Below are 21,287 nucleotides of genomic sequence, written 5' to 3'. Positions count from 1 at the left end.
CTGGCGTTGACTTTTGGCACGCTGTTGAGTTCTCAAGGAACGGTCGCTTCCTTTGTACTCACCCTCTCGGGCTTTCCTCCGGGCTTCCCTTCGGTGTTCCAAACTCTATCAGTGTTTTTCCGGCCCCCTGACCACCGTCCTGCAGGCATGCAGAAGGCGATCCAGAGATAGGATCTGACAAGTTGGTTGCTGCTCGGCCAGGACGCGAGGTTGCGCCGTTCAGCCCCAAGCAGGAGTACGACTGTACACGCGGCCGTGGAGCGGGTGCAAATCGCTTTGAGGTATGGTCTAGACCACTTCGGAGTGCTCACGCGGAACCGGCACTTCAGGTGACATACGCTGCTGAACAGTGTGCCGTCCGGTACCTACAGGGACGGCCATATCGATCTCCACCCCTGGGAGGTTTCCCATGACCACCGTGACGTCCCCGCTCGCAGGACGCGCCATCGGACTGGCAGCCGTGCCGGATCCCGTCTTCTCCGGGGCCATGGTCGGCCCGGGCACAGCGATCGACCCCGTACGGGAGCCTTCCGAGGCCGTCTCGCCCGTGGACGGCGTCATCGTCTCCCTCCACCCGCACGCGTTCGTAGTCGTCGACGAGAACGGGCACGGTGTGCTCACCCATCTCGGCATCGACACCGTGCAGCTCAACGGCGAGGGTTTCGAGCTGCTCGTGAACAAGGGCGACACCGTCAGGCGCGGTCAGGGCGTCGTGCGCTGGAACCCGGCCGCCGTCGAGGCCGCCGGCAAGTCCGCGGTCTGCCCGGTCGCAGCGCTGGAGGCCACGGCCGAAGCTCTCTCCGATCTTCGTATCGACGGCGAAGTGAAGGCCGGCGACAGTCTCTTCCTCTGGAAGTGACGTCAGTGCCGTCGTGATGACGGCGAGTACCACAACCAACGCGGCGGCGGGGCCCGCCGCTCTATCGGAGACGGGTGAGATGGAGACAACCCTGCGAGGCGTCGGTGTGAGCCACGGTGTGGCGATCGGCGAGGTTCGGCACATGGGAACGGCGGTGCTCGAGCCGCCCGCCAAGCAGATCCCGGCCGAGGAGGCGGAGCGTGAACAGGGGCGCGCCCGCAAGGCCGTGGAGGCTGTGGCCGCCGACCTGATAGCGCGTGGCAATCTGGCCGGGGGCGAGGCCCAGGCGGTGCTCGAGGCGCAGGCCATGATGGCCCAGGACCCCGAGCTGATGGCCGACGTGGAGCGGCGGATCGCCGTGGGCAGTACGGCGGAGCGGGGGGTGTACGACGCGTTCGCCTCCTACCGCGAGCTGCTGGCGGGTGCCGGTGAATATCTCGCCGGTCGCGTGGCGGACCTCGACGACGTGCGGAACCGCATCGTCGCCCGTCTGCTGGGGGTGCCGATGCCGGGCGTCCCCGACAGCGACGAGCCCTACGTCCTGGTCGCCCGTGACCTCGCTCCGGCCGACACCGCGCTGCTGGACCCGACGCTGGTGCTCGGCTTCGTCACCGAGGAGGGCGGGCCTACCAGCCACAGTGCGATTCTGGCGCGTGCGCTCGGAGTGCCGGCCGTGGTGGCGCTGCCGGGTGCCGGTGAGATCGCCGAGGGCACGATGATCGCCGTCGACGGCAGCACGGGAGAGATCTTCGTGGATCCGAGCGACGAGAAGAAGGCGCAGCTCGAGGCCGCGGCCGCCGAGCGGAAGGCGGCGCTGGCGGCCTCGACGGGGCCCGGTGCCACGGCGGACGGTCACAAGGTGCCGCTGCTCGCGAACATCGGCGGCCCCGCCGATGTGGCGGCCGCTGTCGAGGCCGGTGCCGAGGGTGTCGGTCTCTTCCGTACGGAGTTCCTCTTCCTGGACGACAGCAAGCAGGCGCCGTCCGAGGAGAAGCAGATCGCCGCCTACCGTCAGGTGCTCGAGGCGTTCCCCGAGGGGCGTGTCGTGGTCCGGGTGCTGGACGCGGGCGCGGACAAGCCGCTCGACTTCCTCACGCCGGCCGACGAGCCGAACCCGGCACTCGGTGTGCGGGGCCTGCGGACTCTGCTCGACCACCCGGATGTTCTGCGCACCCAGCTGACCGCGCTCGCGAAGGCCGCGGAGGGGCTGCCGGTCTACCTGGAGGTCATGGCCCCGATGGTGGCGGACCGTACGGATGCCCGGGCCTTCGCGGACGCCTGCCGTGAGGCCGGGCTGCGGGCGAAGTTCGGCGCGATGGTCGAGATCCCGTCGGCGGCGCTGCGGGCTCGCTCGATCCTGCAGGAGGTCGAGTTCCTGTCGCTGGGGACCAACGACCTCGCCCAGTACACCTTCGCCGCCGACCGTCAGGTGGGTGCGGTGTCCCGGCTGCAGGATCCGTGGCAGCCCGCCCTGCTCGACCTGGTGGAGTTGTCCGCCGAGGCGGCGAAGGCCGAGGGCAAGAGCTGTGGTGTCTGTGGTGAGGCCGCGTCCGACCCGTTGCTCGCGTGTGTGCTGACCGGTCTGGGTGTCACCTCTCTCTCGATGGGTGCGGCGTCGATTCCCTATGTCCGGGCGACGCTGGCGAAGTACACGCTGGCGCAGTGCGAGCGGGCTGCCGCGGCGGCGCGGGCGACGGACAGTGCCGAGGACGCGCGCAGTGCGGCGCAGGCGGTGCTGTCGGGCGAGTAGGTCCGGCACGGCCGGCCGGCGGCTGTCCGGCGAGGGGCGCTCCACCGAGGTGGGGCGCCCCTCCCGCGTTCAGTGTTGATGCCCCTGGGCGGGTTTCTCCTCTCCGAGGTCGGGCGGCGTGCAGTAGTCGACGTTGGATTCGGGGGAGATCAGGTCTCCGGATTCGACGTCGGTGCAGTAGGCGTCGAAGACCTCTCCCGCCGTGAGGGGTTCGAGTCCGTATCCGCGCATGCGCCAGCCGTAGACGCGGTCGGGTGCGCCGGGGGCGCTGGTGCGGATGACGAGTCCGCCGGGGCTGTTGGTGGCCAGGCCGAGGGCGAGGACCGTGATGAATTCCAGGGCTTCGGTCTCGTCCGGTTTCAGGTCGGCCCCGTGGTCGGTGATGTGGAGGGCGGCGATGAGGGTTTCGGGAGGTCCGGTGACGCTGCAGACGAGGTGGCGTTGGCCGGGTGGGGCCGTGTCGAGGATGCGGCCGAGCAGGTCGGAGGCCCGGGTGAAGGCCGCACGTCCGATGTCCTCGCCACAGGCGGTGCAGGCACCCAGGCGGGCGAGGAGAGTGGTCGCGTACTCCCAGGTGGCTTGCCGCACGGCCTCGTCCACGAGGTCCGGGAGCAGGTCGGCCAGTGGCCGGCCGTCGTAGGGAAGGGTCGGGCCGGTGAGGGCCATCTGTGCGGTGAAGCGAGTGCGGCTCGACGGGCTGTCGGGGTCGAGGCCCTTCTGGGTGCAGAAGTCGGCGTACTCCTCGGGGTCGAAGAGTGCCACCGTGGTGTGGCTGCCCTGCAGGGCTCGGGTCCTGAGGAGACCCTCCACCTGTTTCAGGTAGGTGGCGTGGTCGTCGAAGACGAAGCTGCGGTAGCGCCGCATGGCCCGGAAGTCGTGTTCGTCGGTCAGCAGGCCGATGGTGCCGGCGATTTCGCGGCGCAGTACGCGTCGCAGGGTCCGGTTGTCTGTGTGCGCCATTGTTTCCCCCTGTGCACGGTCGATCAATGCTCACTCACAGTAACCGACGGCACTGACAGTGAGCGGGGGCGCCATGGGCAGGCACTCGATCGACAGCACAAGGGCGACGAAAGGCGCAGGTCACAGCGGTGTGTGCCGGTGCGGGCCGGTGTGCGTTGCGGCCTGCGCCGTGGCGACGTCGCGTTGTGGTGGGGGTCAGGCGCGTTTGCGAGCCAGGTCCTCGTAGAAGTTCAGCAGGTCGAGGTTGTCGATGGACCCCGGGTTGACCGCCTTTTCCAGCGGGGTGCCCTGGAGGAGGCGCTTGACGGGGACCTCGATGCGCTTGCCGGTGAGGGTGTGCGGGACTCCGGGCACTTCGATGATCTCGTCGGGTACGTGGCGCGGTGACAGTTGCTCGCGGATCGTCTGCTTGATGCGGTTCAGCAGGGTCTCGTCGAGGACGGCCCCGGGGGCCAGGTGGACGAAGAGGGGCATCCAGTAGCCGCCGTCGGGCTGCTCGATGCCGATGACCAGGGACTCCTTGATCTCGGGGAGACGTTCCACGGCTTCGTAGATGTCGGCGGAGCCCATGCGGACGCCCTGGCGGTTGAGCGTGGAGTCGGAGCGGCCGTGGATGACGACGGATCCACGGGAGGTGACGGTGATCCAGTCGCCGTGCCGCCATACGCCGGGGTAGGTGTCGAAGTAGCTGTCGTGGTAGCGGCTGCCGTCGGGGTCGTTCCAGAAGTGGATGGGCATCGACGGCATGGGGTTGGTGACGACAAGTTCCCCGACCTCGTCGACGAGGGGGCTGCCGCTCGGGTCCCAGGACTGCAGGTCGGTGCCGAGACACGGTGCCTGGAGTTCGCCGACGTGGACCGGGAGGGTCGGTACGGCACCGGCGAAGCAGGAGCACACGTCGGTGCCGCCGCTGACCGAGGCGATCCACAGGTCGTCGCGGACCTCGTCGTGGAGCCAGCGGAAGCCGTCCGGCGGCAGGGGCGAGCCGGTGGTGGCGACGCACTGGACGGAGGAGAGGTCGAAGTCGCGCGAGGGGTGCACACCCGCCTTCCGGCAGGCCATGACGTAAGCGGCCGAGGTGCCGTAGAGGGTGGCTTTCGTGCGTTCGGCGATCCGCCACTGGGCGCCGGTGTCGGGGTAGCCCGGGCTGCCGTCGTAGAGGACGATCGTGGTGCCGGTGAGCAGGCCGGAGACGAGGAAGTTCCACATCATCCAGCCGGTCGAGGTGTACCAGAAGAAGCGGTCTTCCGGGCCGAGGTCGCAGTGCAGGCCGAGTTGCTTGAGGTGCTCGACCAGGATGCCGCCCTGGGACTGGACGATGGCCTTGGGCAGGCCGGTCGTGCCGGAGGAGTAGAGCACCCACAGGGGGTGGTCGAAGGGCACCTGCTCGAAGACGGGGTCCGTGTCGGCCGAAGTGAGGGCGGACCAGTGCAGGGCGCCCTCGGGTGCGTCGGTGCCGAGGAGCGGGATGTGGATCACGGCGCGCAGGGTGGGCAGTTCGCGGCGCAACTCGGCGACGACCTCGCGTCGGTCGTGTTCCTTGCCGCCGTAGCGGTAGCCGTCGATCGTGAAGAGGACGACGGGTTCGACCTGCTGGAAGCGGTCCAGGACGCTGCGGGCTCCGAAGTCGGGCGCGCAGGAGGTCCAGACGCCGCCGACGGCGGCTGTGGCGAGGAGGGCGACCACGGCCTGCGGGACGTTCGGGAGGTAGCCGCTGACGCGGTCGCCGGGGCGTACGCCGAGCGCGCGCAGTTCGGCGGCCAGGGAGCCGACCTGGCGGCGCAGCTCGGCCCAGGTGACGGGGCGCGGTTCGTGCGTCTCGTCGACGTACAGGAGGGCCGGTTCGTCCGCGCGGGTGGCGGCCGCTCGCAGGGCGTGTTCGGCGTAGTTGAGGGTCGCTTCGGGGAACCACTGGGCGCCCGGCATCGAGCGGTCGCCGAGCACGCCCGCGTAGGGGGTCGAGAAGCGGACGTCGAACCACTCCGTGACGGCTTTCCAGAAGGTGTCGAGGTCGTCGACGGACCAGCGGTGCAGGGCCGCGTAGCCGCCCTCGACGGGGGCGCCGTGGCGTTCGGCGGCCCAGGCCTGGAACCTGGTGATCCGTGCCCGGGCGATGCGCTCGGTGTCTGGCTGCCAGAGCGGCTGGGGACTCTCGGTCGACATGGTCGGCTCCCGGACTGTGCGCGTCGTGTGCGTCCTCCGCGCACGGGCTGGGGTGTGCGCGTGAGCGGCTGGCACGGACAATGCCATGTGATCGACTTCGGCACCAGGGTGCGCCCCACATAGTCCGTGTCGTGAAGATGTGGTCTTGGCACGGGTGAACGGCAGTTGAACGACACCCGTGCGCGGGGCGGTCAGTGGCAGGGTGAGCAGCATGAACGGTCGTGACCTGGTGCGTTCGGTGAAAGCGGTGGCTTCGGTGGGGGCGGCGCAGGGTGTGCGTACCGTACGAGCAGCGTGGCGCAGGCGCCGGGCCGACGCCACCGGGCTGCCGGGGCGTGGGGCGGAGCGTGCGCGGGTGCCCGGGCCCGTGGCGGACGTGGAGCCGGGGCCGGGGGGCGGTGTCGTCCGCTTCAGCCGGTCGGAGCTGCGTGTTCTGGTCGCTGCGAACGGGGCCGTGTTCTGGGGCTGGGACGGGGCGGATCCCGAGCCGTCGTACGCGCTGGCCGGTGGGTGTCCGGAGCCGGATCCGCGGGCGGTCCTGGAGCCGGACAAGGACGGCGGCTGGCGGGTGGTCGCCGAGCGGGTCACGGTCGTGGTCTCGCGGCACGGGGCGGTGGAGGTGCTCACTCCGGGTGGTGTGACTCTGCGGCGTGATCTGCCGCCGCGGTGGTGGGAGCCGGTCGGCGGGGGCCCGGGACGGTGGATGCAGCGGTCGGAGGTGGGCGCCGACGCGCGGTTCTTCGGTCTCGGGGCACGGACCGCGGGGCCTGGGCTGCCGGACGGGACGTACCGGCTGTGGAACACCGATCCCGGCCGCCCCGTCGCGCCGGGCGACGATCCGCTGTACCTGACGATGCCCGTGCAGGTGGTGGTGTCCGACGGCGGCACCCACCTGGCCTTCCACGACAACTCGTGGGACGGCACTGTGACGCTGCGGGCGGGCGAGGAGGGCGCGGGTTCCGGGCACGACCGTGCGGGGACGAGCGAGCTGCGGATGGACGGCGGTCCGCTGCGCTGCTGGGTGATGGCGGGCACCCCCGCTCGTGTGCTGCTCGCCTGGGCGTCGCTCACCGGGGCGCCCGCCCTGCCGCCCGCGTGGGCGCTCGGGCACCATCACGCGCGGTGGGGGTTGGGCGGCGAGCAGGAGGTGCGGCGGATCGTCGCGGGCTATATGGAGCACGGCCTGCCGCTCGACGCCGTGCACCTGGACATCGACCACCTCGACGCACATCAGGCGTTCACCGTCGACCAGGACCGTTTCCCGAAACTGCCCGTGCTGGCCGAGGAGCTCCGGCGGGACGGCATCCGGATGGTGTCGGTCGTGGACCCGGCGGTGAAGGCCCTTCCCGGCAACGCGGTGTACGACGGCGGTGTGGCGGCGGGAGCCTTCGTGCGGGACGCTTCGGGTGAGGTCGTGGAGGGTGTCGCGCGGTCCGGGGAGGTGGTCTTCCCCGATTTCACGCACGCGAGCGTGCGTGCGTGGTGGGGCGGCCTCTACGCGGAGCGGCTCGCCCAGGGCTTCTCGGGGTTCTGGCACGACCTGAACGAACCCACGTCGTTCACCGCCTTCGGGGAGTCGACGCTGCCGCGTTCGGCCCGCCACTTCATGGAGGGGCGCGGCGGTGACCATCGTGAGGCACACAACGTGTACGCCCTGTGCATGGCCAGGGCGGGCTTCGAAGGCCTGCGGAGACTCGCGCCCCAGGAGCGGCCGTTCCTGTTCTCCCGCTCCGGGTGGGCCGGCATGCAGCGCTACGGAGGCACCTGGTCGGGGGGCCTGGCCGCCGGCTGGCCGGGGCTGCGGGCGTCGTTGTCGCTGGTGATGGGCCTCGGCCTGTGCGGCGTCCCCTACTCAGGGCCGGACATCGGGGGCTTCGACGGGGATCCGTCCCCCGAGCTGTATCTGCGGTGGTTCCAGCTGGGCGCGTATCTGCCGCTGTTCCGTACGCACGCGGGTCCGCGGGCGGGCCGCGGGGAGCCGTGGGAGTTCGGCGGCGAGGTGCTGGAGCACACGCGCGTGGCGCTCGTGGAACGCCGGCGGCTGCTGCCGTACTTCATGACGCTGGCGCATCTGGCGCGGCGCACCGGAGCGCCCTATGTGCGGCCCCTGTGGTGGGGGGCGCCGGAGGAGCGGGCGCTGCGTGACTGCGGAGACGCCTTTCTGCTGGGTGACGGCCTGCTGGTGGCGCCGGTGCTGGACCCGGGCGTCGAGCGGCGTGCCGTGCGTCTGCCGCGGGGGCGCTGGTACGACACCGCGACAGGGCAGGCGTACGAGGGGCCGGGGCAGGTGCTCGTCGACGCACCGCTGTCGCGGATCCCGGTGTTCGCGCGCGCGGGGGCCGTGATTCCGGTCCGTGGGGAGGACGGTGGTCTGGAGCTGGAGGTGTGGGCGCCCGCCCGGGGACGGACCGGAGGCGGTCTGGTCGTGCCGGACGGGGGCGACGGGTGGGACGAGCCGGACATCGAGCGCTACACCGCTCGCTGGACGGGGTCACGGGTGGTCGTCGAACGGGAGGGTGGGGACGACGGGAGTGCGCCGCCCCACCCCGTGCGCGTCCGCGGGGTCGGGGAGTACTGAGCTCCAAGCGGGTTGAGCTCAGATGTACCGGCCCTCGAACCAGGCCCGTACGGCCAGGGTGTGCAGGGGGAAGGCGAGTTCCTCGGGCCTGCGCAGGAGGTGCCAGCCCTCCGTCTCGTCCGTGGTGGTGGAGGACGGCAGACCCTCGGCCGGGCGTTCCGGGAGGAGGCCGAACAGCAGCAGGTGCCCGTCGGGCGAGCTCATGGCGTCGACGAGCCGTACGTCACGGCCGGCCGCGTCGATGCCCGTTTCCTCCCTGAGTTCGCGTATGACGGCCTGTCTCCAGTCCTCCCGGTCGTCGATGTAGCCGCCGGGCAGGGCGATGCCCCCGCGCGCGGGAGCGATGGTTCGGGTGATGACGACCAGGGCGGTGCCCTTGGTGTCGTACACGGGCTGAAGGGCCACCGCGACCGGGAGTGGATTGCGGTAGACCACGGCGCCGCACACCGGACAGGTGCGCGGCCAGCCGGTGACGCCCTCTCCGTAGGGCGCGCCGCAGCTCGAACAGTGTGAGTTCGGCGCGGAGTTGGAAGCGGAGTGCTGAGTTTCGGACACGCGGCGGACTGTAGCCGATCAGAGAGAGGGCACCTCGGGCAGCCGGCTCAGTGGGCGCCTGCGAGCGACTTCCTGGACACAGGGAAGTCGAAGTACGTGTCGGGATACGCCTCGGGTTCGAAGGTGTAGTGCCACCACTCCTCTGCCAGGTTCACGAAGCCGACGCCTGCCAGGGTGTTCTTGAGCAGCAGCCGGTTGGCGCGCTGCCGGCCTTGGATGCGCGGGTCGAGGGTGTGCGAAAGGGTGTCGAAGCAGTCGAAGCCGGTTCCCATGTCGATGGAGTTGTCGGGGAACCGCTCGCTCCGGGGCGCGAAGCACGGCACCAGGGGCTCCCCCGGGCGGTAGGGCCGGGTCGGCTTCGCCGGGACCCTGACGAGGGTGACGTCCAGGGTCGAACCACGGCTGTGGCCGGATTTCGCCGCGATGTACCCGTCGGCGAAGAGCCGGGTCTTGTCGACGTTCGGGTAGAACTCGCCCTTCATCGCCTCGTCGTCGAGGTCCTCGGCCCAGCGGACGAAGTGGTTCACCGCGCGCTGCGGTCGGTAGCAGTCGTACACCTTGAGCGAGTAGCCCTGGCGCAGGAGCGCGCTCTGGGCCCTGTGGAGGGCTTCGGCAGCGGGACGGGTGAGGATGCAGAGGGGCTGCCGGTAACCCTCGATGCGCTCACCCACGAAGTTGTGCGGGGTGGCGTAACGCATCTCCTGAATGATCGTCGCGTCCACGCTTCGGAGCGCCACGAAGTCCTTTGGCGCCGTGGGATCGGTGGTGGCCCGGGCGGTTGCCGTGGGAGTGATCGCTGTCAGCGTGACCGTGAACGCGGCGAGCAGGGCACGTGCCACGGTGGTGAGTCGGGTCATGCACCTGCGTCTATCAGGAATGAGGGCGCCGGGGAAAGGGAGCCCGGGGAGTGGCGGCGGCCCGTCGGCGCCGGGCTCGTGGCCTGCCGTTCTGCGACCGGCCGTGGCAGACTTCTGACGTTCCGTCAGATCCGGTCTGCGGGGAGGCGCTGTGACGCGGGTACGAACACCTGTGGCGACGGGGTGGTTCGCCGGCGAAGGGGACGGTTTCCGGCTGCTGGGCACGCGTTGCTCGGCGTGTGCCACCGTCTTCTTCCCCCGGGAGGACCACCACTGCCGCAACCCCGCCTGCGTGGGCGGTGAGCTGCGGCAGGTTCCGCTGTCGCGCCATGGGCGCATCTGGTCGTACACGGACAGCCGGTACCGGCCGCCGTCACCCTACGTGACCGATGCGGAACTTCCGTGGGAGCCGTGCGCGTTGATCGCTGTGGAGCTGGAGGCCGAAGGGATGGTGGTGCTGGGACAGGCGGTTCCCGGGACCACCGTCGACGATCTGGCGGTGGGCATGGAGGTGGAGGTCGTGCCCGGCGTGCTCCATGAGGACGCGGAGACGACCTGGACGACGTGGCACTGGCGGCCGACGGGGGCGACGGCATGACGGAAGAGGTGGCGGTGCTCGGCGCGGGCATGCACCCGTGGGGCAAGTGGGGGCGCACCTTCGTGGAGTACGGCGTCGCGGCGGCCCGCGCGGCGCTCACCGATGCCGGGCTGGAGTGGCGGGACATCGGCGCGATCATCGGCGCGGACACGGTGCGTGGCGGCTATCCCGGGTATGTCGCGGGGGCGACGTTCGCGAAAGCACTGGGCTGGCAGGGTGCGCGGGTCACCAGCGTGTACGCGGCCTGCGCGTCGGGGGCCCAGGCCGTCGACGCCGCGCGGGCACAGATTCTCGCCGGACTGGCCGAGGTCGTGCTCGTCGTGGGGGCCGACGCGGCTCCCAAGGGATTCTTCCGTCCCGCGGGCGGGGACCGGCCCGACGACCCCGACTGGCTGCGGTTTCGGATCCTCGGGGCGACCAACCCCGTGTACTTCGGGCTGTACGCCCGCAGACGCATGGCCGTGCACGGCGATACACCGGACGACTTCGCGCAGGTGAAGGTGAAGAACTCGGCGATGGGAGCGCTGAACCCCCACGCCCGCTACCGCAGCCGTGTCACCGCCCAAGAGGTCGCCGCCTCCGCCGTCGTAGCCGACCCGCTGCGTCTGCTCGACATCTGCGCGACCTCCGACGGCGGCGCGGCGGTGGTCCTCTCGAGCATGGAATTCGCGCGCCGGCACGGGCATGCGCGGCCGGTGCGCATCCGGGCCGTCTCCACGGTGACGCCGCATTACCCGAACACTCTGCTGGACCTGCCGGACATCGCCACGGACTCCACGGCAGCGGTGGGTCCCCCCGGCACGCCGTTCCGGAGCCGGATCGCCCGCGCCGCCTACGAGGAGGCGGGGATCGGGCCGGAGGACCTGTCGCTGGCCGAGGTCTACGACCTGTCCACCGCGCTGGAGTTGCAGTGGTACGAAGACCTGGGGCTGTGCGGTGAGGGCGAGGGTGTGAAGCTGCTGCGGGACGGGGCAACAGCCCTGGGCGGTCGGATACCGGTGAACGTCAGCGGTGGACTGGCCTCCTTCGGCGAGGCCGTTCCGGCCCAGGCGATAGCTCAGGTCTGCGAACTGACACGGCAGTTGAGGGGCGAGGCGGGTGACCGGCAGATCGTCGGGGCGCGCGTGGGCGTCACAGCGAACCAGGGGCTGTTCGGACACGGGTCGGCGGTGATCGCGGTGCGGTGAGGCACAAGGTTGCCGGGCCGGCGCCGCTTTGGATGCTGGTCGTACCGTCGCACGCGTCCTCCGGCTGACGCCTGCGTGAGCGCCTCCCGAACTGCACTCGGGCGTGCGCCGGTGACGCCGATCATGTTGCCGTGCACTCCTGTCTGCGCTTCGCCTTCCAGCCGGTGGTCGATCTGACGGTCCGCAAGGAGACCCTGCGGTTGTTCGCAACGTGTTCGCCGGAACCCTCGCGGACCTCGGCGGGCTGCCCTCACTGCACGACGCCGTGCGCGAGGCGGAGCGACTGCCGTGGGAGGTGCCGATCGACATTGCGCGAGCAGGGCTTCCGGATCAGCGCGGACGGTGTCGGGGACGGGAACGTGCCCTTGCGGCTGCCCTCGGACCTGGCGCCCGGCCCGGTGGACCTTGAAGCGTCACTGCTGGCGCACCGGCGGTGGTGCCGTCGATGCCGACGCTGTGCGACGAGTCGGGGGCGCTCCCGGCCGCGCGGCTCGTGGAGATCGAAGAGCAGCGCGCGGCGGCGCCGGCGGACGGGGCGCAACCGGGGCAGGGCGAGCTGTTCTCGCCGCCGGCGCGACTGCCTGCCGCGGGCGTCTATGTTGCGCCCGGGCCCCCCGGCGACGTGGCGGCGCCGGTTCCGGACCCTCGGTGCGGGGGTTCGTCCGGCCCGCCGCGCTGCTTCCCGCCACGGCGTCCACCGGGCGGGTGCGAGCCCTGCTGACGCCGATCGCCGGACGTGTCCGGCGTGCTGCTCATGGACACCGCCGGGATGCCGATTCGGAAGGCCTCGATCCGCTGGCAGCCCCGGTCTGGACGTTCCCAGGTCGGCGGGTGGCCGACCGGTCACGCTGTCGCTCGCCACGGTGCTGTGCCCGCCGGGCAATGTGACCGATCGCCGACAGGCCGCCGCCTGACTGGCGCCGTTGCAGAAGGACACGAAGGCGCTGGACGGGGCGAGTTGGGTGCTGGTTCGGGCGGGCGTCCCGGGACATGAGACCCGCCGGGGCTCGCACCCCGTCGGTGCCGACGGCGGCGTCGGCACCGACGGGGTGCGAGCGGGGAATCGAGCCGGACGGACAGGGCGTCCGAGGCGCGGGGCCGCGCCGCACCGCGCCGCGCCGACGGACCTGGCGTCGTTCGTGCTCGACGGTTGCGGGGCGGTGGCGCGCGCCTCGTTCCGCAGGCGAGCCGAGGGGGCGGGAGGCCGAGGTCCGGGGGCCGGGGGCCGGGGTCCGGGGCCAGGGCCGGGGCGGGGCCGGGGCCGGGCACGAGGCTGGCGGCGCCGCGGCGGCTGGAGGGCTGAGGGGCGGGGGCCGGGGTCCGGGGTCCGAGGGCCGAGGGCCGGGGGGCCGGGGCCCGGGGTCCGGCGGCCGGGGGCCGGGAGGCCGGAAGTCGGGAGGCCGAGAGGCCGGAAGTCGGAAGGCCGAGAGGCCGAGAGGCCGGAAGTCGGGAGCCGGGGGCCGGGAGGCCAGGGGCCGGGGGTCGGGAGGCCGAGAGGCCGAGAGGCCGGAAGTCGGAAGGCCGGAAGGCCAGGGGCCGGGGGTCGGGAGGCCGAGAGGCCGAGAGGCCGAGAGGCCGGAAGGCCGAGAGGCCGGAAGTCGGGAGCCGGGGGCCGAGAGGCCGAGAGGCCGGAAGTCGGAAGGCCGGAAGTCGGAAGGCCGGGGGCCGGGAGGCCGGGGCACGAGGCTTGCGGCACTGGAGCGGTGGGGCTGAAGGCTGGCACGAGGCCGGCGGCGCTTCGGGGGCGCCGTCGAGGGGGGACGGTGGCCGGTCCGTCGGGCCCGCGGGGCGGCCATGGCGCCGCGAAACTCCTGCGGTTGAGAAACGGCCAGGTCAGGTGGATCCTGGACACTAGCAAGCGAGGAGTCAGGTGCGGGCCGGGATTGCGCCGCCCAGGCGGAGCCCGGCGGAGGCCGGACACCATCAGCCAAGCCTCGCGTGGCTCTCACCCGGGCCGCGCGAGCCCGGATCAGATCTGAACAACGACGTGACCGGGCGCCACTCGTGGCCGGGCAACCGGCCCACCGGCCCGATAGGAGCCCGGCGGCCGTCGGATGGCCGTCAACCGTTGCGGTCGGCGACCTTGACGCCCTCTGGGTGCCGGTGAACACTTCCGGTGTCAGTCGGCATCGCCGTACATACTCGGCGTTTTCCGGCACTGCGGCGCATGGATGCGCCGACGCCAAGGCCCAGCCTCCATAGGCGATTCGGCTGCGACGGCACGCTCGTCACGCAAGCCGGGCAGGGCTCGGGAACTCCCTGCCTTCGGCTGAAGTAGCCACGGGAAACGCACCCTGCAGGTGAGGACCGGGGCGAATCGTCCCGGGCCAGGGCTGAGGAGCCGCCATGAGCAACGGAGACATTTTCGTCGGCGAGATGATCGGCACCGCGATTCTGATCCTTTTCGGTGCCGGAGTGTGTGCCGCCGTCACCCTCAGGTTCTCGAAGGCGCGAGCCGCGGGGTGGGTGGTGATCGCATTCGGCTGGGGCTTCGGCGTGCTGGCAGGCGCGTACACCGCGGCTCCGCTGTCCGGAGGGCACCTCAACCCGGCCGTCACCCTCGGCCTCGCCGTCGACACCGGCGTGTGGGACAAGGTCTGGATCTATCTGCTGGGGCAGATCACCGGCGCCATGATCGGGGCCGTCCTGTGCTACCTCGTGTACTTCGCTCAGTTCCGCGCCAATGTGCGGCAGACGGGCACCACGGAGGGCACCGTGGACGAGCCCGTTCCGACGCTGGGCATCTTCTCCACGATCCCCGAGATCCGGAACCCGGTGGCCAACCTGATCACCGAGATCCTCGCGACCATCGCCCTGGTGCTGCCCCTCCTCGCCCTGGTGGGCAGCAACAGGCACGTCGAGGGCATCGGCATCGGACTGATCCCCGGCCAGGAGGGCATCTACGGGTCCGGTATAGCGATCCTTCTCGTCGCCCTCCTGGTGGTCGGCATCGGTCTGTCCCTGGGTGGCCCCACCGGCTATGCCATCAACCCGGCGCGTGACCTCGGCCCGCGCATCATCCACTCCGTCCTGCCGATCCAGAACAAGGGCACGTCCGACTGGGGCTACTCGTGGATCCCCGTCGTCGGCCCGCTGATCGGCGGTCTGCTGGGTGGCGTCATCTACAACGCAGCCTTCTGAACCAGCCGAAGGGGTAGCCATGACGGACAACTCCGCGAAGTACGTCGCAGCGATCGACCAGGGCACCACGTCGAGCCGCTGCATCGTCTTCGACCAGGACGGCGCCATCGTCGCCGTCGACCAGCGCGAGCACCGCCAGATCTTCCCGAAACCCGGCTGGGTGGAGCACGACGCCACCGAGATCTGGTCCAAGGTGCAGGCGGTGGTGGCGGGAGCGATCGCCAAGGCCGGTCTGCGCGCCGACCAGCTGAGCGCGATGGGGATCACCAATCAGCGCGAGACGACGCTGCTGTGGGACCGCTCCACGGGCAAGCCGGTGCACAACGCCGTCGTCTGGCAGGACACGCGGACGGCCGCGCTGTGCAACCAGCTGGGCGGCTCGGACGGGCAGGACCGTTTCCGCGAGCAGACGGGGCTGCCGCTGGCCACCTACTTCTCCGGGCCCAAGGCGGCCTGGCTGCTCGACAACGTGCCCGACCTGCGGGCACGTGCCGAACGCGGCGAGATCGCCTTCGGCACGATGGACTCCTGGCTGATCTGGAACCTCACCGGCGGCACGGACGGCGGGCAGCACGTCACCGACGTGACGAACGCCGGACGCACCATGCTGATGAACCTGGAGACCCTCCAGTGGGACTCCTCGATCCTCTCGGCGATGAACATCCCCGAGGCCATGCTGCCCGAGATCCGCTCCTCGGCCGAGGTGTACGGCACCGCCGTCGGACAGCTCGCCGGTGTCCCCGTGGCCTCCGCACTGGGCGACCAGCAGGCCGCCGTGTTCGGGCAGGCCTGCTACGACGTGGGCACGGCGAAGAACACGTACGGCACGGGAAGCTTCCTGCTGCTGAACACGGGCAACCGGCCGGTGCCGTCGAAGAGCGGCCTGCTGACGACGATGGGGTACAAGATCGGCGAGGAGGCGCCGGTCTACTGCCTGGAGGGGTCGATCGCCATCACGGGTGCGCTGGTCCAGTGGTTCCGCGACCAGCTCGGCATCATCCGTACCGCCGACGAGATCGAGCCCCTGGCCGCCAGCGTGGAGGACAACGGCGGCGCGTACATCGTGCCGGCGTTCTCGGGCCTGTTCGCGCCGTACTGGCGCTCCGACGCGCGGGGCGTGGTCACCGGCCTGACCCGGTATGTCACGAAGGCGCACCTCGCGCGCGCGGTGCTGGAGGCGACGAGCTGGCAGACCCGCGAGGTCGTGGACGCCATGTACCAGGACTCCGGGGTGCACATCACCACGCTGAAGGTCGACGGCGGCATGACCAAGAACAACCTGCTCATGCAGCACCAGGCGGATGTCCTGGATGTGCCGGTGGTGCGGCCGAAGGTCTCCGAGACCACCTGCCTGGGCGCCGCCTACGCGGCCGGTCTGGCCACCGGTGTGTGGAACGGCCTGGACGAGCTCAAGGCGCACTGGCAGAAGGACGTCGAGTGGACGCCCAACATGGAGGCGCCGGTGCGGGACCGCGAGTACCACAACTGGCGCAAGGCCGTGGAGAAGAGCTTCGGCTGGGAGGAGGGCGACAGCTGACCACGCGCGCGTGGAGCGTCGTTTGCGACGGCGGCCCGTACCCCGGTCGGCGGGGGCACGGGCCGTGCCCGTTCGGGCTGGGCGGTGTCAGCCGGTCACGGCCTCCCGGCGGTCGGCCGCATACGCCATGGCGTGCTGGACGACGCCGATGAGCGCGTCCTTGACGGACTCGCGGTCGCGGGCGTCGCACATCAGGAGCGGCACACCCTCGTCGAGGTCGAGGGCTTGGCGGACGTCCTCGATCGGGTAGCGGGGAGCGCCCTCGAAGCAGTTCACGCCGACGAGGAACGGTATGGAGCGCCGTTCGAAGTAGTCGACGGCGGCGAAGCAGTCCTCCAGGCGGCGGGTGTCGGCGAGCACGACGGCACCGAGCGCGCCCTCGGAGAGCTCGTCCCACATGAACCAGAACCGCTCCTGGCCCGGCGTGCCGAAGAGGTACAGCACGAGGTCCTCGCGGAGGGTGATGCGGCCGAAGTCCATGGCCACGGTCGTGGTGTGCTTGCCCTCCACGCCACTGGTGTCGTCGACCGGACGCCCGGCCTCGGTGAGCAGTTCCTCGGTACGCAGCGGTCTGATCTCGCTGACCGCGCCGACGAGCGTGGTCTTGCCCACGCCGAAGCCGCCGGCCACCAGGATCTTGAGCGTGACGGGCTCGACCGGAGGCTTGCCGCGCTCAGAACGCCCGAAGATCATCGATCTCTTCTCCTGCTTGATGGGGTCGGGCGACGGCGGGCCGCAGCCTCCGGCGCCCGGGGTTTCGATGACTGGTACGCCGCCGGTGACGACGTCCGCACAGTCGCCTCCACCCTCGCCGCCCGGAGTTCGGGCCGTCGGACCGGGTGGAGGTGGCGGTGCGCGCAGTGGAGTCCGGCGAGGCCGTCCAGGTCCGGGGCGTGCAGGACGGTGCCGTCGGCGGCGGCGCGCTCGTGGAGCCCGACGACCCGTTCGTGCGGCAGCTCGGGCAGGCCGGTGCGGCGGGCGCAGGCGCCCGAGCGGTTCCGGTGGGCGACGCGCGGGGCGTCGAAGCCGCGTGCGGAGCTGTCGGAGAGTGGCTCGTGCACGAGGAACCGGCCGTCCGGGCGCCGGGCGACGACGTCCGTGACGGTGCCGCCCCGGTCCGCCCCGATCTGCCGGCCCGTCACGTCAGTGCCCTGCTTCCACGCTGCTCACAGCGCCCGGAGCCCGTTGATCACGTCGCGCAGAATACTCTCGTCCGGCAGCTCGGCAGGGGGCACGGGCCGGTTCACATGGACGAACTCCGCGTCCACGAGATCTCCGACGAGGACCCGCACCACCCCGATCGGCAGGTCGAGTTCCGCTGCGAGTTCGGCGACCGACTGCGGGTCGTCGCGGCACAGTTCGACGATGTCCACGTGCTCCGGGGAGAGCATGTGGTCCGCTTCCGGGTCGTCCGCCTGCGGTTCCGCGACCACGACCGCGATCAGGTCCAGGCGGTGCTGGCCCTGGCTGCTGGTGCGGCCACGGGTCATGGCGTACGGACGGACGACCGGTCCGGCCTCGTCGTCGAACCAGTGGCTTCTTCCCTGACCGTCAGCGCTCATGTCATCCCACTACCCGCCCGCGGGCAGATCGGTGCGCGGAGCGGCGGCCAGATGCACGCCCACCCGCTTCACGAGGAGCGTCATCTCGTAGGCGACCTGGCCGACGTCCGAGTCGGCGTCCGAGAGGACGGCGAGGCAGCTGCCGTCGCCGGCGGCCGTGACGAACAGGAAGGCGTCGTCGAGTTCGACGACCGTCTGGCGGACGTTGCCGGCCTCGAAGTGGCGTCCCACTCCCTTGGCGAGGCTGTGGAACCCGGAGGCGACAGCGGCGAGGTGCTCACTGTCCTCCCTGGTCAGGTCCTTGGAGACGCCCGTCGGCAATCCGTCGCCGGAAAGCACGAGGGCCTTGCGAATGCTCGCGACGCGGTCCACCAGGTCGTCGAGGAGCCAGTTCAGCTCGCCCGTGTTGGTGGTGTGGCCGGTCGCCTTCGGTGCGGTCATCGACCGTCCCCCTCTGTCGTTCCTTGTGGTGCTGTGCCGCTGTGGGCGCCATCGCCCGCGGCGTTCTCCTCACGGCCTCGCTGCCAGCCGCGCTGGAGCGAGGCCATGCGGCTTCGTACTTCATCGGCGTCGCGTTCGACGGGCTCGGCCCTGTCCTCGGCGCGTGGCTCCGAGGTCCGCTTCAGCTGCGGGGCCAGGTTGGCCTGCCGGACGCGCCGGGGCAGTGGCGCGGTGCCGGAGCCGGTCCCCCGGGGTGCGGCGCCGCCTCCCGGGTGCGCGGGGCCGCCGGTGGTCTCCGGCGTGGAGCCAAAGGAGCGATCGGTTGCGTCCGGGCCGCTCGACGCGATCTCCGCGCGGCGGGTGCGCCTGGGCAGACCGGACGGCTCCGGCAGGTCGCCGGGGGCGCTGCCGGGCGAGGCCGGCGAATCGGTACGGTCCTCGTCGCGGCCGGCGGTGCCGATGCCGCGGCGGGAGGAGTCCGTCCCTCGACGACGGGCCGGCAGCGGGGGCGGGGCGTCCGGCCGGGCCTCGTCCCGCCGACTGCCGGTCGAGGAGCTCCCGGTGCGACCGCGGGCAGGAGGGGCGGTAGCGGGCTCGGCGCCGGAGCGGCCGGGCGTGGGCCCTTCGCCACGGCGGCGTTGCGGAAGCGCGGAGGTGGGGCCCGGCTCCGTCCGTCCGGTGGCCAGGGTGGTCTCCTCGTCCGCCTTCCCCCGCCGGGGGCGCTGGTCGGTGACCGGCCGTCCGTGCGAACTGACCAGCTTGGGGGTGTGGCGGCGGGACAACGGGACCGGAACGCTCAGCTCCTCCTCGCCGTCGGTCCGGTCCCCGGCGCTGCGGGCGTCGGCGCCCTGACGGCGCGCATCGCGACGTCCCGCCGTCTCGTCCGGGGCGCGGGTGAGCGAGTGACGGGGGCGGAAGAGGCCGCCGTGTTCGCTGTCGTCGTCCTCGATGGCGCCGGGGAAGTCGCCGACGGTGCCCAGGCCGACGGGCGCCTCCAGCTCGACCGGGCCGTCCAGCAGGGAGGCGGGCAGGCCGGGACGCTGGGCGGACGCCTGGGACGGCGCGGCGCGGCGGTCGTCCTGTGGCCCGCTCCCGGGCGCGAGCTGGGGGCGGTCGAGCCGGAACCCGATGCCGTTGGTGTCGGGGACGTCGTCCGTCAGGAGCGCGTCGGGGATGAAGACCACGGCGGTCGTGCCGCCGTACGGCGAGGGCTGCAGGGAGACCCGGACGTTCTGGCGCTGGGCGAGTCGGCTGACCACGAACAGGCCGAGGCGGTCGGTGTCGGAGAGCTCGAACTCCGGTGTCTCGGCGAGCCGGAGGTTGGCGTCCAGGAGCGCTTCGGCGGCCATGCCGAGGCCCCGGTCGTGGATCTCCAGGGTGAAGCCGTTGGCGACGCGCTCGCCCAGGACCTGGACGGCGGTGTGCGGCGGGGAGAAGACCGTGGCGTTCTCGAGGAGTTCGGCCACCAGGTGCGTGAGGTCGGCGACGGCCGGGCCGCTGATGGCGATCCTCGGCAGGCGGCGGACCTCGATGCGTTCGTAGTCCTCGACCTCGGCGACGGCGGCGCGCACGACGTCCATGAGCTGGACGGGTTTGCGCCACTGACGGGAGGGCGCGGCGCCGGAGAGGATCACGAGGCCCTCGGCGTGCCGGCGCATGCGGGTGGTCAGGTGGTCGAGGCGGAAAAGGTCGGCGAGCTCCTCGGTGTCCTCGGTCCGGCGTTCCATGGCGTCGAGCAGGGTCAGCTGCTTGTGGAGCAGGACCTGGCTGCGGCGCGCGAGGTTGACGAAGACCTCGGAGACGCCGGCGCGCAACTCGGCCTGCTTGACGGCGGCCTCCACGGCGGCGCGTTGCAGGGTGTTGAGGGCCTGGCCGACCTCGCCCATCTCGTTCTTGTCGTATTCGAGGCGCGGGACCTCGGTCTCGACGTCGACCTGCTCGCCCGCCGAGAGCCGGCGCATCACGCTGGGCAGCCGCACTCCGGACGCCTCGTGGGCCTCCAGACGCAGTTGCCTCAGATCGCGGATGAGGGTGCGGCCGACGCGTACGGACAGGAACAGGGAGAGCAGGAGCGCGATCAGGCCGAGGGCGCCGGCGACGACCGCCTTGGCGATGACGCCGACGGCCACGGGGTGGACGCGGTCCTGGTAGCGGTCGTTGGCCTGGTCGTTGAGGGTGCCGAGTTCGTCGAGCACGTCGCCGGCGGCGCTGTCCCAGCTCTTGGCGGAGACGCCGCGGGGCGTCCCTGCGCCGGAGGAGACGGCGGCTTCCTCGGCCACGCGCAAGGGTGCGGAGGAGGCGTTCTTCCAGAAGCTCTGGTAGCGGTCGCGCTCCGCCGCGGGCAGCAGCGGCAGGTTGACGTCGTACATCAGCGTGCGCTGGGCCACGAGGTCGGAGATGTCGCGCTCTTCGGAGCGGGAGATCCTGCCGACAATCAGGGCGGAGCCGAGGAGGGCGTCCTCGCGGGAGAGCAGTTCACGGGCGCGGGCGAGGTTGACCAGCGCGCGGTACTGCTTGTCCAGTTCGACGTTGTCGACCACGTGGAGGTTGGCGAGGAGGACGTAGCAGGGGTCGACGAGCCGGTTGTAGAGGTCGAGGGCCTGGGCGCGGTTGACGGTGCCGTCCTCGACACTGCGGCGCAGCGACTCGATGCCGTCGAAGGCGTCCAGGACCGCGGTCAGCCGCTCGTCGGTGTCCGCGCCCATCGCGTCGCGCACGTCGGGGTGCCGGGCGTTCTCGCGGATGCTGCCGACGGCTTCGTCGGTGGCGGCCCGGCTGCGGCGGAGTGCGGCGAGTCCGTCGGAGGCACGGGGGTCGGCGAGGTGGACGAGGGTCTGGCGGCGTTCCTCCTGGAGGACGCGCACGGTGTCCTCGATGGGGTAGCCGATCTTCTCCACCACGGACGACACGTTGAACAGATCGCCCGCCTCACGTCCCGTGAGGACCGTGGCGAAGGCCCAGATCGCGGTCAGGGACACCAGCGGCACGAGAAGCAGCGCCACGATCTTCCGGCGGATGGACTTCCCGCGAAAGCGCATGGCCTCCCCCAGCTCGGGCCCCGGGCTACCCGGGGTACACATGTGCGTCAACAAACGGCGC

Annotated in this window: 16 protein-coding genes; 7 read left to right on the top strand and 9 right to left on the bottom strand. The window is 71.5% G+C overall.

Annotated features, from left to right (window positions below; genetic code table 11):
- Positions 1-409 precede the first annotated feature (409 nt).
- Together ACIQHQ_RS26790 and ptsP are read left to right on the top strand one after the other, a co-directional pair.
- Positions 410-859 (top strand): PTS glucose transporter subunit IIA, encoded by a 450-nt coding sequence (locus ACIQHQ_RS26790; protein ID WP_402616032.1) that lies wholly within the window; start codon positions 410-412, stop codon positions 857-859.
- A 79-nt stretch (positions 860-938) separates the two neighbouring features.
- Positions 939-2,609, top strand: a complete 1,671-nt coding sequence (gene ptsP, locus ACIQHQ_RS26785; protein WP_402616029.1) for a phosphoenolpyruvate--protein phosphotransferase — start codon at positions 939-941, stop codon at positions 2,607-2,609.
- 69 nt (positions 2,610-2,678) lie between these two features.
- Here ptsP and ACIQHQ_RS26780 read toward each other — a convergent pair whose 3' ends face one another.
- Positions 2,679-3,569 (bottom strand): hypothetical protein, encoded by an 891-nt coding sequence (locus tag ACIQHQ_RS26780; RefSeq protein ID WP_402616026.1) that lies wholly within the window; start codon positions 3,567-3,569, stop codon positions 2,679-2,681.
- A 195-nt stretch (positions 3,570-3,764) separates the two neighbouring features.
- Complete coding sequence (locus tag ACIQHQ_RS26775) at positions 3,765-5,732, bottom strand: acetoacetate--CoA ligase (protein ID WP_402616023.1); 1,968 nt, start codon at positions 5,730-5,732, stop codon at positions 3,765-3,767.
- Positions 5,733-5,943: 211 nt separating this feature from the next.
- Between ACIQHQ_RS26775 and ACIQHQ_RS26770 the strand changes: the two genes are divergently transcribed.
- Positions 5,944-8,310 carry a glycoside hydrolase family 31 protein gene (locus tag ACIQHQ_RS26770; RefSeq protein WP_402616020.1) on the top strand — a complete coding sequence of 789 codons (2,367 nt, stop codon included), beginning with the start codon at positions 5,944-5,946 and terminating at the stop codon, positions 8,308-8,310.
- An 18-nt stretch (positions 8,311-8,328) separates the two neighbouring features.
- Here the strand turns inward: ACIQHQ_RS26770 and ACIQHQ_RS26765 are convergent, their stop codons facing one another.
- Together ACIQHQ_RS26765 and ACIQHQ_RS26760 are read right to left on the bottom strand one after the other, a co-directional pair.
- The gene (locus tag ACIQHQ_RS26765; protein WP_402616017.1) at positions 8,329-8,865 is read right to left on the bottom strand and encodes an NUDIX domain-containing protein; all 537 of its coding nucleotides are present in this window, start codon (positions 8,863-8,865) and stop codon (positions 8,329-8,331) included.
- A 47-nt stretch (positions 8,866-8,912) separates the two neighbouring features.
- On the bottom strand, positions 8,913-9,722 hold the full coding sequence (locus tag ACIQHQ_RS26760; RefSeq protein WP_402616014.1) for a M15 family metallopeptidase: 810 nt from the start codon (positions 9,720-9,722) through the stop codon (positions 8,913-8,915).
- A gap of 172 nt (positions 9,723-9,894) precedes the next feature.
- On the opposite strand from ACIQHQ_RS26760, the gene ACIQHQ_RS26755 reads away from it, so the two are divergent.
- The 4 genes from ACIQHQ_RS26755 (at position 9,895) to glpK (ending at position 16,185) form a co-directional block, all read left to right on the top strand.
- Positions 9,895-10,320 (top strand): Zn-ribbon domain-containing OB-fold protein, encoded by a 426-nt coding sequence (locus ACIQHQ_RS26755; protein ID WP_402616071.1) that lies wholly within the window; start codon positions 9,895-9,897, stop codon positions 10,318-10,320.
- Positions 10,317-11,507: a lipid-transfer protein gene (locus ACIQHQ_RS26750; RefSeq protein ID WP_402616068.1), complete on the top strand. Its 1,191-nt coding sequence runs from the start codon at positions 10,317-10,319 to the stop codon at positions 11,505-11,507. The genes ACIQHQ_RS26755 and ACIQHQ_RS26750 overlap by 4 nt, the downstream gene beginning before the upstream one ends.
- A gap of 2,346 nt (positions 11,508-13,853) precedes the next feature.
- A complete protein-coding gene (locus ACIQHQ_RS26745; RefSeq protein ID WP_402616012.1) occupies positions 13,854-14,648 on the top strand; it encodes an MIP/aquaporin family protein in 795 nt (264 codons plus the stop codon).
- Positions 14,649-14,667: 19 nt separating this feature from the next.
- On the top strand, positions 14,668-16,185 hold the full coding sequence (gene glpK, locus ACIQHQ_RS26740) for a glycerol kinase GlpK (protein ID WP_402616009.1): 1,518 nt from the start codon (positions 14,668-14,670) through the stop codon (positions 16,183-16,185).
- An 87-nt stretch (positions 16,186-16,272) separates the two neighbouring features.
- Here glpK and ACIQHQ_RS26735 read toward each other — a convergent pair whose 3' ends face one another.
- Genes ACIQHQ_RS26735 through ACIQHQ_RS26715 form a run of 5 tightly spaced genes read right to left on the bottom strand, consistent with a single transcriptional unit; the run spans position 16,273 to position 21,226 of the window.
- Positions 16,273-16,878, bottom strand: coding sequence for a GTP-binding protein (locus tag ACIQHQ_RS26735; protein WP_402616006.1), 606 nt, complete (start codon positions 16,876-16,878; stop codon positions 16,273-16,275).
- Positions 16,875-17,327, bottom strand: a complete 453-nt coding sequence (locus ACIQHQ_RS26730) for a hypothetical protein (RefSeq protein WP_402616003.1) — start codon at positions 17,325-17,327, stop codon at positions 16,875-16,877. The genes ACIQHQ_RS26735 and ACIQHQ_RS26730 overlap by 4 nt, the downstream gene beginning before the upstream one ends.
- Positions 17,328-17,351: 24 nt before the next feature.
- Complete coding sequence (locus tag ACIQHQ_RS26725) at positions 17,352-17,747, bottom strand: DUF742 domain-containing protein (RefSeq protein WP_283972491.1); 396 nt, start codon at positions 17,745-17,747, stop codon at positions 17,352-17,354.
- Positions 17,748-17,756: 9 nt separating this feature from the next.
- Positions 17,757-18,188, bottom strand: a complete 432-nt coding sequence (locus ACIQHQ_RS26720) for a roadblock/LC7 domain-containing protein (RefSeq protein ID WP_175431362.1) — start codon at positions 18,186-18,188, stop codon at positions 17,757-17,759.
- A complete protein-coding gene (locus ACIQHQ_RS26715; RefSeq protein WP_402615999.1) occupies positions 18,185-21,226 on the bottom strand; it encodes a nitrate- and nitrite sensing domain-containing protein in 3,042 nt (1,013 codons plus the stop codon). Before ACIQHQ_RS26715 ends, ACIQHQ_RS26720 begins: the two co-directional genes overlap by 4 nt.
- Positions 21,227-21,287: the final 61 nt, after the last annotated feature.

Source organism: Streptomyces sp. NPDC092370 (assembly GCF_044755265.1).
GTDB lineage: Bacteria > Actinomycetota > Actinomycetes > Streptomycetales > Streptomycetaceae > Streptomyces.
The sequence above is the reverse complement of the archived record's forward strand: the minus strand, read 5'-3'. Positions and strand labels throughout refer to the sequence as shown.

Bases quoted from the DNA above. Each gene is read 5' to 3' on its own strand.
- ACIQHQ_RS26790 (WP_402616032.1), top strand. From the start codon at position 410: ATGACCACCGTGACGTCCCCGCTCGCAGGACGCGCCATCGGACTGGCA.
- ptsP (WP_402616029.1), top strand. From the start codon at position 939: ATGGAGACAACCCTGCGAGGCGTCGGTGTGAGCCACGGTGTGGCGATC.
- ACIQHQ_RS26780 (WP_402616026.1), bottom strand. From the start codon at position 3,569: ATGGCGCACACAGACAACCGGACCCTGCGACGCGTACTGCGCCGCGAA.
- ACIQHQ_RS26775 (WP_402616023.1), bottom strand. From the start codon at position 5,732: ATGTCGACCGAGAGTCCCCAGCCGCTCTGGCAGCCAGACACCGAGCGC.
- ACIQHQ_RS26770 (WP_402616020.1), top strand. From the start codon at position 5,944: ATGAACGGTCGTGACCTGGTGCGTTCGGTGAAAGCGGTGGCTTCGGTG.
- ACIQHQ_RS26760 (WP_402616014.1), bottom strand. From the start codon at position 9,722: ATGACCCGACTCACCACCGTGGCACGTGCCCTGCTCGCCGCGTTCACG.
- ACIQHQ_RS26750 (WP_402616068.1), top strand. From the start codon at position 10,317: ATGACGGAAGAGGTGGCGGTGCTCGGCGCGGGCATGCACCCGTGGGGC.
- ACIQHQ_RS26745 (WP_402616012.1), top strand. From the start codon at position 13,854: ATGAGCAACGGAGACATTTTCGTCGGCGAGATGATCGGCACCGCGATT.
- glpK (WP_402616009.1), top strand. From the start codon at position 14,668: ATGACGGACAACTCCGCGAAGTACGTCGCAGCGATCGACCAGGGCACC.
- ACIQHQ_RS26735 (WP_402616006.1), bottom strand. From the start codon at position 16,878: ATGATCTTCGGGCGTTCTGAGCGCGGCAAGCCTCCGGTCGAGCCCGTC.
- ACIQHQ_RS26725 (WP_283972491.1), bottom strand. From the start codon at position 17,747: ATGAGCGCTGACGGTCAGGGAAGAAGCCACTGGTTCGACGACGAGGCC.
- ACIQHQ_RS26720 (WP_175431362.1), bottom strand. From the start codon at position 18,188: ATGACCGCACCGAAGGCGACCGGCCACACCACCAACACGGGCGAGCTG.
- ACIQHQ_RS26715 (WP_402615999.1), bottom strand. From the start codon at position 21,226: ATGCGCTTTCGCGGGAAGTCCATCCGCCGGAAGATCGTGGCGCTGCTT.